Raw genomic sequence first — 16,822 nt, forward strand, 5'->3', positions numbered from 1 at the left:
GCGGCGTCATCGAGGGTGGTGTGGATGGTCGCCGACTTCGCCCGACGGTCAGGGCCGGTGCTGGTGGGGCTGGGAGCCATCGATGTCACCTCCTCGCATGGTCTGGGTATCGAACAGGGTTCCTGTCTTGGTGTTCCTGTTCTATGCCTCAATGGTGACACATGACGGGTTCCCCGGCATCACTCGAACGGGTGAATGCGGCAGTGTTTTACCTGTTCAAGTGCCTCGTACCCCGCGGTCGGGCGTGTCGCGCGGGCGCCCTTCCCGCTCCACCGTCGCCGAATCACGCGGGCCCTGCCCCGCAAACGGACACCGGCCCCGTCCACGCCTTCATCGCCGATGCCTTTGGCGCAGCCGGGCCCACCACCGACACCGCTCCCGCCAGCCCCCCGGTCCGCAATGCAGGCCTCCCCAAGCGCCACAACACCACCACTGAACCCACCACCGGACCCGCTAGCAAACCCGCCAGCAAACCCACGCCCCGCGCCCACGCCCGCACCGACACACTCACCGACGCCCCACCCGGACAGCATCGGGCCCAGACCAACCCAGCCGAGCCGGTGGTTACGGACAAATAGGCTGTGGCGATGGAACGCTTTGACGATGAAATCGAACGCACGGTCCTGCGCGCCGGGAGGTCTTCCTTCTGGCTGACGATCATGGCGGTGTTGACCCTGATCTTTGGTGCTGTCGGCGGCATCGCCGCGACGGGCGACGCTGGAGGCGGCTTCCTACTCGGTTCCTTTGCGACTGCTGCGCTGCTGTACGGCATCGGGCAGATCGTCAACCTGATGGGGATGCAGTTGATGGAGACCTGGCGGCAGGGGCGCCGAGCGGAGAGTGACGAGGAAAAGCAGTAAGGCGGCGCCGGCCGGATCCCTCCCGCCACTAGAAGACTGAGCGGAGTTGGCGCTTCAGGGAAACGGCCGCACTGAGTGGTGTTGGTGGTTCGGCGACATGGCCGCCTCGGCCGGGCTGCCCGCGTTCGAGGCCGGGAATTGGCAGCAATTCGCCGGTGATCTCCCGGCGTATGGCTCGCCGGAGCGACAAGGGAAGGCCCCGCCGCGCGGCGGGGCCTTCCCTCGTATGAGCGTGACCGGACTGGACCGGACCGGCCGGCTCCGGTCGATCAGGGCCGGTTAGTCGGTGCCGGATTCCATTGCGGCGTGGTCGAGGAGGTCCTCTTCAGGGGCCTGGCCGCGGGAGGCGATCGCCCCGGCGCCGCCCTCGGGCATCGACTCGATAAGTCCGGTCGAGGCGGCCTGGGCCGCCCCGATCATCGTCGGGTGCGAGCTGCCGACCATGCCGATGCTGGCGTACTGCTCAAGCTTGGCGCGGGAGTCGGCGATGTCGAGGTTGCGCATGGTCAGCTGGCCGATGCGGTCGACCGGGCCGAAAGCGGAGTCCTCGGTCCGCTCCATCGACAGCTTGTCCGGGTGGTAGCTGAACGCGGGGCCGGTGGTGTCGAGGACCGAATAATCCTCGCCGCGCCGCAGCCGCAGGGTCACTTGACCGGTGACGGCCGTGCCGACCCAGCGCTGGAGCGATTCGCGAATCATCAGCGCCTGCGGGTCGAGCCAGCGGCCCTCATACAGCAGGCGGCCCAGCCGCCGCCCTTCGCTGTGGTAGATCGCGAGCGTGTCCTCATTGTGGATGGCGTTGACCAGCCGCTCGTAGGCCGCGTGCAGCAGCGCCATACCCGGGGCCTCGTAGATGCCGCGGCTCTTGGCCTCGATGATCCGATTCTCGATCTGGTCGGACATGCCCAGACCGTGCCGCCCGCCGATGGCGTTGGCCTCCATCACCAGGTCGACGGCGGAGCCGAACTCCTTGCCGTTGATGGTGACCGGGCGGCCGTACTCGAAGCCGATCGTGATGTCCTCTGTGGGGATCTCGACCGAAGGGTCCCAGTGCCGCACACCCATGATCGGCTGCACGAGTTCCAGGCTCGCGTCGAGGTGTTCGAGGGCCTTGGCCTCGTGGGTCGCGCCCCAGATGTTCGCGTCGGTGGAGTAGGCCTTCTCGGCGCTGTCCCGGTAGGGCAGGTCGTGCGCGGTCAGCCACTCGGACATCTCGCTGCGCCCGCCGAGCTCGGAGACGAAGTCGGCGTCGAGCCACGGCTTGTAGATCCGCAGCGAGGGGTTGGCGAGCAGGCCGTAGCGGTAGAACCGCTCGATGTCGTTGCCCTTGTAAGTGGAGCCGTCACCCCAGATCTGGACGTCGTCATCGAGCATCGCCCGAACCAACAGAGTGCTGGTCACGGCCCGTCCGAGCGGGGTGGTGTTGAAGTAGGCGCGTCCGCCGGAGCGGATGTGGAAGGCGCCGCAGGTAAGCGCCGCGAGGCCTTCCTCGACCAGCGCGGCCCTGCAGTCGACCAGCCGGGCGATCTCCGCGCCGTACGCCTGGGCCCGACTGGGCACCGAGTCGATGTCAGGCTCGTCGTACTGCCCGATATCGGCCGTATAGGTGCAGGGCACGGCGCCCTTGTCTCGCATCCAGGCAACCGCGACGGAGGTATCGAGCCCTCCGGAAAAGGCGATCCCAACACGTTCACCGACTGGCAAGGAGGCGAGCACTTTAGTCATGAGCATTAGTATGCATGACTCTGAATGGTCATGCAAATCGGTCTCGCGGGGTGTGGCCGACATCGCCCGGAAGCCGGCGCACGAGACCCGCGAAAACCGTTTCGGCGGCGCTTTGGATCAGAACGGAGAGCGTGAGTCTTCGAAAGCGCGGTGTTGGGTGATCGGGGATCTCGGGCCGGGGTGGGGGGATTGTCGGGGGTTTGGTGGTGCGACTAGGCTCACAGCGGCAGTCGTTTGAGCGGAAGGATATCCAGTGCGCACTCTCAGACTGGTCACGGTCGCCTCGGTCGGGTTGCTCGCGCTGGCGGCATGCGGTTCCCAGCAGGGAGCCGCCATGTTCGTCGGGGACGAGCGCGTCAGCGAGGCCACCGTCGACGGATATGTCGAGCAGGTCGCCGAGTTCCGCGAGGAGCAGGGCGAGGACCTGACGATGTTCGACTACTCCAGCGACCGCGAGCAGGCCGCCGTGTTCACCCTCTACACCGAACTCGGCCGCCAACTCGAACTCGAGGCACCCGGATCCCCCGCCGACGCGGACGAACTGGACGCGCTGATCGCCGAGGCCTCCAGCTACTACGAGACCCTCCTGGCCCAGGCCGAGCCCCGCGCGCTCACCGAGGCCGAGGTCGAGGCCGTCATCACCAGCGCCCAGTCCAACACCGAACTGGCCAACCTGACGCAGGAGCAGGCCGAGCAGCTCGCCGGATTCAGCGACGACATGAACGAATACGTCGAGGAATACGACATCGCCGTCAACCCGCGTTACGGCCACGTCGACCTGAGCCCCATCCCGGGCGTTTTCGAAGTGGAGATCCCGCAGCGTTGAGCACCGTCGTCTGGCTCCTGACCTCGCCGCGCATCCCGGCCGGGCTGCTCACCGTCGAGGCCTGGGACGCCCTGCAAGAGGCCGAGGCCGTCGCCGCCTTCGATGAGGGCCCCGCGGCCCTGGCCATCCGCGACGCCGGGATCGATGTCGCGATCGTGGAGGACGCCGCCGACTTTTTGGAGGAGGGCGGGGTCTGGATCGTCGGCGAGGACGGCGACGAAGAACTGCGCGAGGCGCTGGCCGAGTATGTCGCGGATGGGACGCTCGAACTCGAGATCGTCTATGGCTCTTGGGATCCGCCCGGTGCGCGGTTGCTCGACCTGGTCGCAGCCGTGTCGCGGCTCCACGCCGAGGACGGGTGCCCGTGGCACCGCGAGCAGACGCACCAGAGTCTGGGGTCGTACCTGCTGGAGGAGTCCTACGAGGTGCTGGACGCGATCGCCTCGGGCGACGCGGATGAGCTGCGTGAGGAGCTGGGGGACCTGCTGTTCCAGCCGCTCCTGCACGCCTCGCTGGCCGAGGACTTCGACGTGGACGACGTCGCGGGCGACCTGGTCGACAAGATCATCCGCCGCCACCCACACGTGTGGGGCGACGCGGATCCCGATGACCTGTACGACCATTGGAACGAGGCCAAGGCCGCCGAGAAGCCCGAGCGCGACCACCCGGCCGACGGCGTTTCGCGGCAGCTTCCGGCGCTCGCCTTCGCCGCCAAGGTGATGGACCGGTTCGCCGATCTCGGCAAGCCGATCGACCTGCCCGCGCTGCCCGATGGAGTGAAATTCGAGGCCGACGAGGCCGGAGACTTTCTGCTCGCCGCCGTGGCGGCGGCGCGGGCCGCCGGAGTGGACCCCGAACTGGCCCTTCGCCAATCGGTGATCGAACGGGCCGGCATCGACCAGGACTAAGTGGACGAATAGGCGCCGATCCGAGCATCGCTCCCGTTTGAGCAGGTCAGCGGCCTGCTCGGCCGGGTTTTCTTGTCATACCCCCGACCTAAACTTGCGTCCAGGGGTTCCTTAGGCCGGATTTATCATGATAAAGCGGCATCTGTACCTTTAATAGCCCGTTGCGTTAACCGCGTGTTGCGTCCGCTGGACATGGGCGTATCGAACTTAACAATATCGTTCGGCTGCACTTAACAATCGCCGGGAACTTTGCTACGGTCATTCACATGCCACCCGGTGACGCAAGTGAATCAGGTCCGCGAGGGCACATCACCCAGGTCCAAGGTACGAAGGTCCACGGAGAGCAGGAGCTGACCTTTGGCTCCCCGAATGTCTCCGATGGGCCTGCGCTGTGGGACCTCGCCAAAGCGGCGGGGAACCTCGATGTCAACAGCAGGTATTCCTACCTGCTGTGGTGCCGCGATTTCGCGGACACCTCCGTCATCGCCCGCGACCCTTCGGGGTCGATCGCGGGCTTCCTTACCGGCTATCGCCGGCCTTCCGCGCCCGACGTGTTCTTCACGTGGCAGGTCGCGGTCGCACCTGATCACCGTCGCCGGGGCTTGGCGAGGCGCATGCTCGACTATGTGGTCGACACCTTGCGCCCCAAGGGAGTCCGATTCGTCGAATCGACAGTGACTCCGGACAACAAAGCGTCGCAGCGCCTGTTCGAATCATTCGCGGAAGCGAACGGGGCGAACCTGACACTCGACGTGCTGTTCTCTGAGCAGGAGCTCGGTACCGGCCACGAGCCGGAAGTGCTCCACCGCATCGGCCCCCTTCCGGGCCGGAGCGCGCACAGCGGTCCATCGCCGGACTGAAGCCCAGCCCTACCCGGGCACCGACATGTGCCGGCCCGGGTATGCGCCTGGCGGCCCTTCGGCGAAGCTTGCGAGCCGAACGGGAATCAGCGCCGGGAAGCGGAGAACAGCTCATCAGGCCGACCCAGAAGAGACAATGCAGGTTTTCGAAAAGGTCGAATCAGAAGTCCGTTCCTACTGCCGCAGCTGGCCCGCGGTGTTCACCACTGCCCGGGGTAGCAGGCTCGATGATGAAACCGGGAAGTCCTACATCGACTTCTTCGCTGGGGCGGGGTCGCTCAACTACGGCCACAACCACCCGGTCCTCAAAGAGGCGCTCCTGTCCTACCTGGCAGGCGACAACATCGTCCACACCCTCGACGTGTACACGCAGGCCAAACGCGATTTCCTCCAGACCTTCCACGACGTCATCCTGGCGCCGCGAGGTCTGGACTACAAGGTCCAGTTCCCCGGCCCGGCGGGCAATAACGCCGTCGAGGCCGCACTCAAGTTGGCCCGCAAGTACACCGGTCGCGAGACCGTCGTGTCCTTCACCAACGGCTTCCACGGAATGACTCTGGGAGCCCTTGCGGTGACCGGGAACTCGATGAAACGCGGCGGTGCCGGCGTCCCGCTCAACAACGCCGCCACCATGCCCTACGACAACTACATGGACGGGCAGACGCCCGACTTCCTGTGGCTGCGCAGCCTCCTCGAAGACTCCGGCTCGGGCCTTGACCAGCCCGCCGCCGTCATCGTCGAGACCGTTCAGGGCGAGGGCGGCATCAATGTCGCCACCGCCGAATGGCTGCGCGGGCTCCAGGACGTGTGCCGCGAGCACGACATGCTCTTCATCGTCGACGACATCCAGATGGGCTGCGGTCGCACCGGCCCGTTCTTCTCCTTCGAGCGCGCCGGGATCGTCCCCGACATCGTGACGCTCTCGAAGTCGCTGTCGGGCATGGGATTGCCCTTCGCGCTCACGCTCATGAAGCCGCACCTGGACGTGTGGGAGCCCGGCGAGCACAATGGCACGTTCCGCGGCTTCGCGCCCGCGTTCGTGACCGCCACCGCCGCGCTCGAGGAGTTCTGGAGCGACGACGAGTTCACCAAGTCCGTCGACATCAAGGCGACCTGGCTCGACAAGGAGCTGGACCAGATCGCCGATGCCCACCCCGAACTGGGCCTGACCACCAGGGGGCGCGGGCTCGCCCGCGGCCTGGTCTTCGAGGAGTCCAAGCTCGCCGGCCTCACCTGCAAGGAGGCCTTCGAGGGCGGTCTGATCATGGAGACCTCGGGCGCAGAGGACGAGGTCGTCAAGTTCCTCCCGCCACTCACCACGTCCGAAGAGGACTTCGAACTCGGTATCGCGATCCTGCGCGACGCCGTCGACACCGTGGCGAAGGAGCACGCATGATCGTCAAACGGCTGCAAGACCTCATCGGCACCGACGCCGACGTCGAGGGCCACGACCGCGACCAGGCCCAGGGCACGTGGCGCTCGCGCCGCCTGCTCCTGGCGAAGGACAAGGTCGGATTCTCGCTACATGACACCGTCCTGTTCGCGGGTACGTCCACGACCATGCAGTACGCCAACCACACCGAGGCCGTCTACGTCATCGAGGGCGCCGGCAAGCTCCACGACCACACGACCGGGGACGTGCACGAACTCGCTCCCGGAACGATGTACCTGCTCAACGGGGGCGAGCAGCACACGCTCGTCATCGAACAGGACCTGCGGGCCGTGTGCGTGTTCAATCCGCCGGTCACCGGGAAGGAGATTCACGACGAGAACGGGGTATACCCCCTGCTGACCGAGGACGACGAGTTGTAGCAACACCGAAGGAGTGAGTGACCATGTCACCCCGCGACCTATATCCGACGCGGGACGCCACGGAAGCGCGCCTGATCTATCGCACGGAGGACCCGACCGTCTGGGGCAGCCCAGGCTACGGACCGCTCACGGCCGAACAGCTCGACGGCCATGAGCGCGACGGCTTCACCAGCATCGAGCAGCTACTCGAACCGGCCGAACTGGCCGACGCCCAAGCCGAACTCGAACGGCTCGTCCACGACGACACGCTCGAAGGCGACGAACGTGTCGTCCGCGAACGTGCCTCGAACGAGGTCCGCTCCGTGTTCGACGTCCACCGGCTCTCGAAGTTCTTCGCCGAGCTGGTCCGCGATGAGCGCATCGTGGGCGCGGCCCGCCAGATCCTGGGCTCGGAGGTGTACGTCCACCAGAGCCGGGTCAATTCCAAGCCCGGTTTCGGCGGCGCCCCCTTCGAATGGCACTCGGACTTCGAGACCTGGCACGCCGAGGACGGCATGCCGCGGATGCGGGCGGTCAGCCTCTCGCTGGCGTTGACCGAGAACTTCCACTTCAACGGTTCGCTGATGATCATGCCGGGTTCGCACCGGACCTTCGTGTCGTGTGTGGGAGAGACGCCCGAGGACAACTACAAGTCCTCGCTCAAGCAGCAGGAGGCGGGCGTCCCCGACCAGATGTCGGTGCGGCTCCTGGCCGACCGGCACGGGATCCACCAGTTCACCGGACCTGCAGGATCGGCGATCTGGTTCGACTCGAACTGCATGCACGGCTCGAACGGCAACATCACGCCGTTTCCGCGCTCGAACCTGTTCATCGTGTTCAACAGCGTGGACAACGCCCTGGTCGAACCGTACGCCGCATCCAGCCCGCGGCCGGAGTACCTGGGCTCTCGGGACTGGGAGGTCCTGCGGTAGATCCGCTGGACCCCGCCGACCGGACGGATCAGGGCGCCCCACCGGATCCGTGAGAACCAGAGGTTCGGCCCCTGCTCGAACGAGCGGGGGCCGAACCGTTTGCAATCAGGTAATGAGTCCCCAAGGGGGTCTTGGTGATTCGAGACTTCCTACTCCGGGATCTCCGGGGTGGCCGCGGGGTCGTAGACCGGCGCGGGCAGCTGCGCCACCAGCGCCTTCAGGTCCTCGGCGTCGAGGTCGACGTCGCCGGTGTACTGGACCCAGATGGAGGCCGACCAGCCGTCGGGATGGTTCATCAGGATGTCGTAGGTGTACTCGGTCTCCGGCTCCCAGTCCTCGCCGTTCTCGGGTTCGGAGGTGACCTTGGAGGACTGCACGCCCCAGGTCACGCCGTTCTCGCCGTCCTCGACGATGCAGGAGAAGTCGTCCTGGCAGGCGGCCAGGTACGGGCCGCGCTCATCGCTGGAGGTGGGGATACCGGCCACCCAGCCGCCGGGCAGGTGGTACGACAGGCTGAAGGCGACGTCACCGGTGGTGGTGTCGATCGTCGTCTGGAACGGCAGGGTGCCCCAGGAATGGTAGGAGTGGGTCACGGTCGCGCTGGGGTCTCCGAGACCGTATGCCGTGGCGGACATGGTGCCCAGCGTCGCACCGGGGTAGACCGCTTCGAGCGCTTCGGCCGCGGCATCGGTGGAGGCATTGGCGTCGGACTCGGCCGAGGCGGGCCACTCCGGGTCGTTCAGCCAGCCGGTCGGGACCTCGATCAGCTCGTCGATCTCGGCCAGACCCGAAGTGTCGTAGTCGATCTCGGGCATCGCCAGCGCCGCGTCGGTGAACTCGCCCAGGTCGACCCGGTACTGCTCCTCCTCGTCGCAGCCCGCGTCCCAGGAGGCGCGCAGGCCGGAGTGGTTGGGGTAGACAATCGCGACTTCATAGATGCAGTCCTGGTCGGAGACCATGAGGATGCGTCCGTCGTCGAGCTCTTCGGTGGAGAACTCGCCGGTGTCGTTGATGAGGTGCTGGGGGAACACCTGGTGGGTGACGGGGCCGGGCTCGGCGGTCCAGCCGCCGGGCAGCATCGCTTCGAGCCGCAGGCCCGACGGTGTTTCGCTGTATCCGCCGCCGTCCTTTGGCGAGGCTCCCGTGATGTAGCCGCGCAGCCAGGTCTGGCCGTAGTTGCCGGGAGCCTGCGTGGGGCCGAAGTCCAGCGGGGTCTCGTCGGGGTTGAGCTGGGCCCTGGCCTCGTCCTCGGTGATGCCGTGCTCGTCGACGAGCGCCTGGATCTCCTCCTCGGAGGGCTCCTGGACGTCGAACCGGTCCGCGGGCGTGACCCCAGAGGAGACCAGCAGGTCCTCGTAGGCGGACGTGGCGGCCTCCTGGAGTTCGGCCCGCTCCTCGTCCTTGTCGAAGTGGTCTCCGGCGACATAGGGGTAGCCGGCCATGCCGTAGTCGCTGATGCCGGCCTCGTCGCCTTCGGCGGCGTTCTGGTCATCGCCGGTGTCCTGGCCGGGCAGCAGCCCGGCGGTCAGCGCCAGCACCCCGGCGACCGCCGCCACGCCAGCGAAGGTGGTCCCGCCGAGCACGGCGCGGCCCCTGGCCCTGGCGCGGTAGCCGTCGCGCACGACCCGGTCGAGGTCGATGCGCGGCGCGGGCGGCTGCGTCTCGGGCGTCGCCCGGCGCACCGCCTCGGCCGCTGCTTCATCTTCGTCGTACATGATGTTCCTTCCCTCTGCCGCTACGCCCGTGCCAGCACGGACGAATCGGAGAGCAGTTCCTTGAGTTTGCGCATCGCCTTGGACGACTGGCTCTTCACCGTTCCGGTCGAGCAGCCCATGGCGGCCGCGGTCTCGTCGACCGACAGCTGCTCCCAATACCGCAGGACGACCGTGGCGCGTTGCCTCGCCGGGAGCCGCCGCAGTGCCGCGGCGACCTCCAGCCGTGCATCGACAGACTCTTGTGGACTATTGAGCGCCTGCTCGGGAAGCTCGGCGCTGGAGCGTTCACGCCGCACCCAGCTGAGGCGCCGGTGCGAGATGAACACGTTGGTGACGATCTTGCGCACGTAGGCGGGCGCGCCGCCGGATTCGACGCGGGGCCAGGCCGCGAACAGCTTCGTGAGTGATTTCTGGACGATGTCGTCGGCCTCATACCAGTCGCCGCACAGCAGGTACGCGTACTTGCGCAGGCTCTCTCGCTGCGCAATGGCGAAGGATCTGAACTCGGCCTCCTGGAGCTCCTTCTTGGTCACAGGGCCTCTTTCGAAAGGTTGGGTCGGGGGGCGGGCCGCCGCGCGGATGGAGGCGCCGCGGCCCGGCAAGTCCTATTACGCCGGGAACGCGGTCGGGGTTGCCCGCGCCTGCGAGAAAATTAATCGGGGTATGGGCGGAGCGGCGAGCAGTGCCCGCGCGCGTGCCGACCGAGCATCCCACGGCGACACCGACCTGAGCCATCCCGATCGAGCCGCGCAGCCCGGCGGCCATCACCTACCGACCCCGAACCCGGACTCGCCACCACCGCGCAATGAGTGGTTCCAGTCACGGGAACCCGTTTGTGGGCGCCGGTGCGCATCCGGTACAGTTGGCTCTCGTCGGCGCCGAGAGTTTCGAGGCGTAAAGACACCATTGGGGTATGGTGTAATTGGCAACACAGCGGTTTCTGGTACCGTCGTTCTTGGTTCGAGTCCAGGTACCCCAGCCAACTTGATCAATACAAACAAGCAGGCCCGCCCAGCGGGCCTTTTGTTTTGCCCTCATCAACTTCCAAACGACTCCGAGGTGCCGAAGCTCCCGTTTCAGCGTGTCGATTTCGATCGTGCCGAACAGTTACCCGATGCACCTGGTGGGAACCACGGCTCTGACGGCCCGACCTCATCGACAAGGAGTATCAATTGCGGATCGGCATCACCGGGCATATGAACCTCTGCCCGGCAACCGTGGACCTCGTTCGCGCCGGAATCGGCGATGCCCTGGCGGCGCACCGGGACGGGGATTTGGTCGGATTCAGTTGCCTCGCAGCGGGAGCGGATATGATATTCGCCCAAGTAGTCATCGCGGCCGGCGGCAGGCTGGCGGCGGTCGTGTCCTCCGCGGACTACCGCGACGCGAAGGTCGATCTGGAGGACCAGCCCACCTACGACCGGCTGCTCTCGCAAGCGGCCGAGGTCACCGTCATGCCCTTCGAGACCGGAGGTCGGGAAGCCTACGCGGCCGCCAACGAGTACATGCTCGCCTCGATCGACCGCCTGTACGCCGTCTGGGACGGTCGGCCAGCGGCAGGCAAGGGCGGCACCGCCGACGCCGTATCCCGGGCGCAGAGCCGTGAAATCCCCGTCACGATCATCTGGCCGGCCGGTGCGGAGCGAATGTCGTAGTGGCGCCTCGGTCCATCTGCTTCGGGCCGCTTAGCCTGCGTTCGAATGCGCCGCTTCTTGCAGTTGAGGCGTGGCGCGGGTGAAGTAAATTCACAGGTGTCCCACTCGCCTCTGCCCGAAAGATCGATCGTGGACTCATTTATCGCCGCACTGGCCGCCAAGAAGTTCCTCGCCGTCGCCGGGATCGGTCTCGTGGGATTCACTAGTCTCACCGCGTGCACCGCCGCCGATTCCAGTGAAGGCACCGACTCCGAGACCGCTTCCGAGGCTCCCGCCGAAGAGACGACCGAGGCCGCTCCGGTGGTCATTGAATGCGAATACGAGCCGGCCGTCGCCGATCCCGAAGCCGGCCGGAGCGTCGACGCCCCGCTCGACATGTGCACGCCCGGTAAGGTCGACGCGTGGGACATCGCCATCACCGCCGTGGAAGTCGACGCGACCGAGACGATCTTGGCAGCCGACGCCACCAATACGGCCCCCGACGAGGGCTCCCAGTACCTCATGCTCACCGTGACCGGCACCAACAATGCCGACGCCGCCGCCGCTCCCACGGACGTCCTGATCGGCCTCCGCAACGAAGCCTGGACGTACCAGAGCCGCTGCGGCGTCGTCCCCAATGACATCCTCACCGCCGAAGAGGTCGCGCCCGGCGAGTCGTTCACCGCCAACAAGTGCGTCATCATCGAATCCGAGAAGATCGAGGGCGCAATTGTCGAGATGGCGCAGCTGAACTCCTGGGACGTAGAGGTCTACACCTACTTCGCCGCCAGTTAGCACTGCCCGGATCCACCTCGTCCGTGACTGGAGAACGAGTCGCCTCGCCACTGGTAACACCAACCACCCCACCCCGCTCGGAGGCAGGGCGACCGCTCCGGCCGCGCGCTGACCTCCGCGCAAATGCCGACACGAGCCGTTCGAACTGGTGAACGCGGCCGCTGGGTTTCCCGCTACGACCAATGGCCCCGCCCCACAACTCGAAAGTGCCTGCATTGGGAACCCCTCGACTGCTCGTGCCCATGTGGATTGCCACCGTCGCCCTTCACGGCGTGGTCGGCCTCTACTGGTATTCGATCGGCCCTGGCGACTACCGGTTCCCGATGCCGGCCGCCGCGCTGCTGTTCGCCGCCGGGATCGCGGCGATCGCCTGGTGGTGGGTCCGAGCCCGTGCGACCGGGCGCGCCCTGGCCTCCACGAAGGCGCAACTGCGACACCGGCGAATGGCACTGCTCATCGCCTACGGGTTGGGCTGCGCCGCGGCGGCGCTTCCCGCGGGGATCGCCGGAAACGACCTGGCGTGGCACCGGTTCACCGGTGGAGATCCGCTGATAGTGCGGGCCGAAGCGACCGCGATCGATGATGTGGTGCAGCGGCACAAGGGAGGCACGACCGCCTACTACAGCGGCTACGCGGAGCTGGACGGTGACCGCTACCCGTTCGACGCCGAGCCGGTCAACCTCCTTAACCGGAACGACCCGACGGGCCTCGACGCCGTCGACTTGTGGGCGGTGTTCGATCCTGATGACCTCGATGCCGGGTTCGTCGTCGTGAATGACCGTTCCGACGCCGAATCGGTCCTCGAATACCCTGTCGTGCCGTTGCTGCCGTTCGGGCTCGTGATCGCGGGATGCTGCTGGGCGGTGCAGCGCCTTCTGTTGCGGCCCTGGAAGTTCCCCGAGCGGTCCCTCCGACCCATCGACGAGGTGCCCGCCTTGCTGTGGGCGTTGTTCACCCTCCCCTGCGCCCTGTGGTCGGTCGGCATCGCTGTGCTGGCGACCGAAGCGGGCGCCGCCGGCCCCTTCCAACCCGCCGCGAGCGCCGATATCGAGTCGAGCGTTCCGATCCTCGTGTGGATGGTGTTCCTGCCACCCGGTATCGCCTGCTTCGCCGCCTTCTTCCATGCCACGGCGGCGAACCGGGTTTACGCGGTCAGTTATACGAAAAGGGGCAGGCGGTGAGATACAGGGACCGGCTCGAACGGACCGAGCGGTTGCTGGAGCGATACGCGCGTTTCATCGGGCCGCAGTCAGCGGATTCGCTCCGGTCGATGGTGCTGCACGGCGAACCGGGGCTCGCGGTCGAGGACCTGGCGAGCGCGTTGGTGCGCAACAAGGTGAAGTTGGACTGGGGTGACGCCGTCGAGTTCCGGCAGTTGCTGACCGGGTTCCAACGCTGCCCGGACACCCCGTCCGATATCGAGGACCTGCTGCTGTTCGGCGAAGCACCGTCGGATGGGTACTTCTTCTACTTGTTCGACCCTTCGGACCCGTTCGCGGTGGCGGCCGCGACCGCCGAGTGCTTCCCGGTTCCCCCCGAGCGGATCGGGGTCATGGTTGACGATGTGCCGGCGCCGGGAACACCGGATCGACCGTTGGCGCTCGTCCAGCACTCTCCCGCGGAAGGGGCGGCATCGGTCGAGTTCTCCGCGGGCCCGGAGTTCGTCGGCCTGGTGGGTGGCGTCTCGGAGCTCGCGGTCGCGAGGTCGCTGTGCCGGGCAGTCGGGGCGTCGGCAATGCTCGGCGCGCACGGCTTGACCCCGAACCAGTGGATGCTGGTCACCGCCGTCGGAGGGCACGGGGTCGTCATGGTCGACGGCGACGCGAGCGACGACGGCCGCTGGGAGATCCTGTTCGCCTACGAACCCATAGAAGATGCTCCCGACCTGCCGGTGCGTTGACCAGCGCGCTGCGAAGCGTCTCGGTAGGCATCGCGTGAACGACCATGCCCGCTGCGGACTCGGCGAATACGCGGCGCACGATGCGCACGAGTTCGTAAGGGCCGCTTCGTGTCGGCGGGCGCGAAGGCGATCGTCGTTCCCGTGTACGTCGCAGACGGGTCCGCGGACCACTGGAAGGGCGGCCACCAGCGGGGGTGTTCCCAGGTCTGGGTTGCGATGGCGACCGGTTCGCCGTCGACGTTGACGGTCCAGCGTCGTTTGCCGCCCTCAATTGCCGGGATGAGTTGCAGCAGCACAACCGAGTAGACGACCTGCTCGATGCTGGCGACCTTGCGGGCCGAGACGGACACCGTCACCACCTCGGGATCTTCGCTGTCCTCCCCGGGGCTGAGCCGGGCATCGACCAGGTCCGAACCCGGCAGCACCGGCGGTGGGAGCGAATTTGGCGAAGCGCGCCTGCCGAACAACGCCCACCAGCTCCATACCAGTACGAACCAAATCGGCCAAGTGATCGAGGTGAGTCTCATTGCGACTGCGAATCCGTGGTCTCCTGCGTACCCAATCCCTTGCACGGTAGTGACGTATCCGAACATGCACATCAGCACGACCGGAAGTCGCAGGTCGTCGCTCACCTTCAGATGACGGAACAGATGCGGCGCGGCCGAAGTCCCATCCTCGTCGGGACGATCCTCCTGCTCGCCGATTGCGAGGCGGAATATGGCCTTCCTAGCCAAGATGACGCCGACGAGCATCCCGATAGCCCAGAGCCACTTCAGGAACGACCCGTCGGAGGCGATCCAGTAGGTGAGAGCGGCGACCGGGATTGTTACGACCGCGAACCAGGCGAACTGCCAGAACAGGGCGGGGCCGAACCTGCGGATGAGGCGTCGCATAGTGGGGGCTTTCAGTTGTGGGGCACGAGGGGCCCTGACAGTATATTGTGGTCGGCCGTGCCGAGGAGACCGCCGATCGGGAGATCTCCTCGGTCGCGGTTCACTCCGGCGATTCGAGCGGCGGGTAGCGCATCACTACGTCTTGGCCCGAGCCGTTGGAGGTGGCCACCCACAGCCAGCCGTCGGGCCCCGGCTCGACGGTCCGGATCCTTCCGATGTCGGAGACGAGCACCGCCTCGGGTTCTCCGGCCTCGCCGCCCGCGATCGGGACGGTCCACAGGCGCTGGCCGCGCAGGGCGGCGACGTACATGACGTCGTCCACGATCGCGGCTCCGGATGGGGAGGCCTCGGCGGTCGTCCAGGTGACCAGCGGGTCGACGTATTCGGGTTCGCCGCCGGTGCCCTCGACGATCGGCCAGCCGTAGTTCGCGCCGGACTGGGCGTGATTGAGCTCGTCCCAGGTGTTCTGGCCGAGCTCGGAGAAGTACAGCTCGTCGTTCGAATCCCACGCCAGGCCCTGGATATTGCGGTTGCCCCAGGTGTAGACGAACGAGCCTTCGTACGGGTTGTCAACGGGCACTGAACCGTCCGGCTCGGCTCGCAGGATCTTGCCGCCGAGGCTGTCGAGGTCCTGTGCGTTGTCCGTGTTGCTCGCGTCTCCGGTGGAGATGTAGAGCTTCCCGTCGGGGCCGAACGCCAGGCGGCCGCCGTTGTGGTTGAGCGCCGCGGGGATTCCGGTCAGGATCGGTTCGGGGGTGACGTCATCGAGGGTGAACCGGCCTACCCGATTGTCCTCCTCTGTGGAGTAATAGGCGTAGACATAGCCGTCCTCTTCGTAGGTGGGGGAGACGGCCAGGCCCAGTAGGCCGCGCTCGTCCCACTGACCCTGGCCGCCCACGACCGGGATATTGCCGACGACCTCCGGGTCGGTGCCGGGGCCGACCCGCAGGATGTCGCCGGAGTTGCGTTCGGCCACGAGACCGGCGCCGTCCGGGAGGAAGGCGAGTCCCCAGGGGATGGTGAGTCCTTCGGCCACGGTTTCCCCTGCGGCGAAGTCGAATTCGACCGCCTGGGTCGGCTCGGGCTCGGACTGCTCGTCCTGGGCGGCGGCGGTTCCCACTCCCAGGGTCATTGCCGCGACCACCGCGCCGGCGGCCATGAGTCTGCGTCGCATGGTTGCTCACTCTCTCGGATCCGGCGCCGCGAAGCGGCACCTGAAAAATCGATGAAGATCAATTGATTTGCCATCGTATGCGGTATTCGACCGCGATGTCCAGCTGGGAGTGCGTTGGTGGAAGGGAACGGCTGGATGAGTGATCGCTATTCCGCACGCCCGGATAGGGTTTGCCTCATGACGCGAACCGGACCGCCGCCACAGCAGATCCTCGACGGCTTCGCGGTCTCGTTCGCCGTCGCTTGCGCCTTCTTCACCGACCCGGCAGGGCAGGTGCTGATCGTGAAGCCGAACTACCGCGACTACTGGCAGTTCGTCGGCGGCATGGTGGATCGGGGCGAATCGCCCCACGATGCCTGCGCGCGCGAGGTCAAGGAAGAGATCGGACTGGACGTGCCGGTCGGCGGCCTCCTCGTCCTCGATTGGGAGCAGCACAACGAGTTCGTGGCCGGGCCGATGTCGGTCTACGTCTTCGACGCCGGCGTCATCGACGATCGCGACGCGATCCGCCTCCAGGAGAACGAGCTGGAGAAGTTCGACTTCCTCCCGCCCGAAGCGGCTGCCCCCAGGTTCGCCGCCGCCAATCGGGCGCGCATCGGCTTGGCGGTGGAGGCGCGACGAGCGGGCCGAACCGTCTACCAGCCGTCGCGCCCTCCCTTGTAGCCAAGGGGCGGCGTCACTGCAAGGGGATCTCGATCCCGTATTCGCCGACCGGGCGCGGTCCGAAGATGCTGCGGTCGGACTCGGGGATTCCCGCCTCGGCTCGGCGCGAATGCCGGAAACCTCTCCCGGTCCGCATCCATGCATCC

At 66.8% G+C, this 16,822-nt stretch carries 18 protein-coding genes and 1 tRNA gene; 13 read left to right on the top strand and 6 right to left on the bottom strand.

Annotated features, from left to right (window positions below):
• Nucleotides 1–587 precede the first annotated feature (587 nt).
• A complete protein-coding gene (locus tag FAB82_RS16685; protein WP_136535675.1) occupies nt 588–860 on the top strand; it encodes a hypothetical protein in 273 nt (90 codons plus the stop codon).
• Nucleotides 861–1,139: 279 nt separating this feature from the next.
• Here FAB82_RS16685 and argG read toward each other — a convergent pair whose 3' ends face one another.
• Complete coding sequence (gene argG / locus FAB82_RS16690; RefSeq protein ID WP_136535676.1) at nt 1,140–2,585, bottom strand: argininosuccinate synthase; 1,446 nt, start codon at nt 2,583–2,585, stop codon at nt 1,140–1,142.
• A gap of 253 nt (nt 2,586–2,838) precedes the next feature.
• Here argG and FAB82_RS28055 point away from each other — a divergent pair, with 253 nt between their 5' ends.
• The 6 genes from FAB82_RS28055 (at nt 2,839) to thpD (ending at nt 7,902) form a co-directional block, all read left to right on the top strand.
• The gene (locus FAB82_RS28055; RefSeq protein ID WP_246039680.1) at nt 2,839–3,411 is read left to right on the top strand and encodes a hypothetical protein; all 573 of its coding nucleotides are present in this window, start codon (nt 2,839–2,841) and stop codon (nt 3,409–3,411) included.
• Complete coding sequence (locus FAB82_RS28060; RefSeq protein WP_246039681.1) at nt 3,408–4,319, top strand: nucleoside triphosphate pyrophosphohydrolase; 912 nt, start codon at nt 3,408–3,410, stop codon at nt 4,317–4,319. Before FAB82_RS28055 ends, FAB82_RS28060 begins: the two co-directional genes overlap by 4 nt.
• A 266-nt stretch (nt 4,320–4,585) precedes the next feature.
• Entirely contained in the window at nt 4,586–5,179 is a 594-nt protein-coding gene (gene ectA, locus FAB82_RS16700) for a diaminobutyrate acetyltransferase (RefSeq protein ID WP_136535677.1), read from the top strand.
• Between the two features lie 136 nt (nt 5,180–5,315).
• Entirely contained in the window at nt 5,316–6,575 is a 1,260-nt protein-coding gene (gene ectB / locus FAB82_RS16705; protein ID WP_136535678.1) for a diaminobutyrate--2-oxoglutarate transaminase, read from the top strand.
• Nucleotides 6,572–6,991 (top strand): ectoine synthase, encoded by a 420-nt coding sequence (locus FAB82_RS16710; protein ID WP_136535679.1) that lies wholly within the window; start codon nt 6,572–6,574, stop codon nt 6,989–6,991. The genes ectB and FAB82_RS16710 overlap by 4 nt, the downstream gene beginning before the upstream one ends.
• Before the next feature lie 23 nt (nt 6,992–7,014).
• On the top strand, nt 7,015–7,902 hold the full coding sequence (gene thpD / locus FAB82_RS16715) for an ectoine hydroxylase (RefSeq protein ID WP_136535724.1): 888 nt from the start codon (nt 7,015–7,017) through the stop codon (nt 7,900–7,902).
• A 149-nt stretch (nt 7,903–8,051) separates the two neighbouring features.
• On the opposite strand, the gene FAB82_RS16720 is transcribed toward thpD, so the two are convergent.
• Both FAB82_RS16720 and FAB82_RS16725 read right to left on the bottom strand, forming a co-directional pair.
• Nucleotides 8,052–9,617 (bottom strand): hypothetical protein, encoded by a 1,566-nt coding sequence (locus tag FAB82_RS16720; RefSeq protein WP_136535680.1) that lies wholly within the window; start codon nt 9,615–9,617, stop codon nt 8,052–8,054.
• A gap of 20 nt (nt 9,618–9,637) precedes the next feature.
• Nucleotides 9,638–10,150 carry a SigE family RNA polymerase sigma factor gene (locus FAB82_RS16725; protein WP_136535681.1) on the bottom strand — a complete coding sequence of 171 codons (513 nt, stop codon included), beginning with the start codon at nt 10,148–10,150 and terminating at the stop codon, nt 9,638–9,640.
• Nucleotides 10,151–10,524: 374 nt separating this feature from the next.
• On the opposite strand from FAB82_RS16725, the gene FAB82_RS16730 reads away from it, so the two are divergent.
• The 5 genes from FAB82_RS16730 to FAB82_RS16750 all read left to right on the top strand — a co-directional run bounded on the left by FAB82_RS16730 (nt 10,525) and on the right by FAB82_RS16750 (nt 13,946).
• A tRNA-Gln gene (locus tag FAB82_RS16730) sits at nt 10,525–10,599 on the top strand.
• Nucleotides 10,600–10,927: 328 nt separating this feature from the next.
• A complete protein-coding gene (locus FAB82_RS16735; protein ID WP_211116645.1) occupies nt 10,928–11,272 on the top strand; it encodes a hypothetical protein in 345 nt (114 codons plus the stop codon).
• A 129-nt stretch (nt 11,273–11,401) separates the two neighbouring features.
• Entirely contained in the window at nt 11,402–12,046 is a 645-nt protein-coding gene (locus FAB82_RS16740; RefSeq protein WP_136535683.1) for a hypothetical protein, read from the top strand.
• A gap of 215 nt (nt 12,047–12,261) precedes the next feature.
• Nucleotides 12,262–13,227: a hypothetical protein gene (locus FAB82_RS16745; RefSeq protein WP_136535684.1), complete on the top strand. Its 966-nt coding sequence runs from the start codon at nt 12,262–12,264 to the stop codon at nt 13,225–13,227.
• Nucleotides 13,224–13,946, top strand: a complete 723-nt coding sequence (locus tag FAB82_RS16750; protein WP_136535685.1) for a hypothetical protein — start codon at nt 13,224–13,226, stop codon at nt 13,944–13,946. Before FAB82_RS16745 ends, FAB82_RS16750 begins: the two co-directional genes overlap by 4 nt.
• Here the strand turns inward: FAB82_RS16750 and FAB82_RS16755 are convergent.
• Both FAB82_RS16755 and FAB82_RS16760 read right to left on the bottom strand, forming a co-directional pair.
• Nucleotides 13,904–14,839: a hypothetical protein gene (locus FAB82_RS16755; RefSeq protein WP_136535686.1), complete on the bottom strand. Its 936-nt coding sequence runs from the start codon at nt 14,837–14,839 to the stop codon at nt 13,904–13,906. The genes FAB82_RS16750 and FAB82_RS16755 overlap by 43 nt on opposite strands.
• 100 nt (nt 14,840–14,939) lie before the next feature.
• Nucleotides 14,940–16,013: a PQQ-dependent sugar dehydrogenase gene (locus tag FAB82_RS16760; RefSeq protein ID WP_136535687.1), complete on the bottom strand. Its 1,074-nt coding sequence runs from the start codon at nt 16,011–16,013 to the stop codon at nt 14,940–14,942.
• 177 nt (nt 16,014–16,190) lie between these two features.
• Here FAB82_RS16760 and FAB82_RS16765 point away from each other — a divergent pair, with 177 nt between their 5' ends.
• On the top strand, nt 16,191–16,676 hold the full coding sequence (locus FAB82_RS16765; protein WP_168801647.1) for an NUDIX domain-containing protein: 486 nt from the start codon (nt 16,191–16,193) through the stop codon (nt 16,674–16,676).
• Between the two features lie 13 nt (nt 16,677–16,689).
• Here the strand turns inward: FAB82_RS16765 and FAB82_RS28420 are convergent, their stop codons facing one another.
• Nucleotides 16,690–16,812 carry a hypothetical protein gene (locus FAB82_RS28420; protein ID WP_281276922.1) on the bottom strand — a complete coding sequence of 41 codons (123 nt, stop codon included), beginning with the start codon at nt 16,810–16,812 and terminating at the stop codon, nt 16,690–16,692.
• Nucleotides 16,813–16,822: the final 10 nt, after the last annotated feature.

The sequence above is a fragment of the Glycomyces buryatensis genome (assembly GCF_004912275.1).
Lineage (GTDB): Bacteria > Actinomycetota > Actinomycetes > Mycobacteriales > Micromonosporaceae > Glycomyces > Glycomyces buryatensis.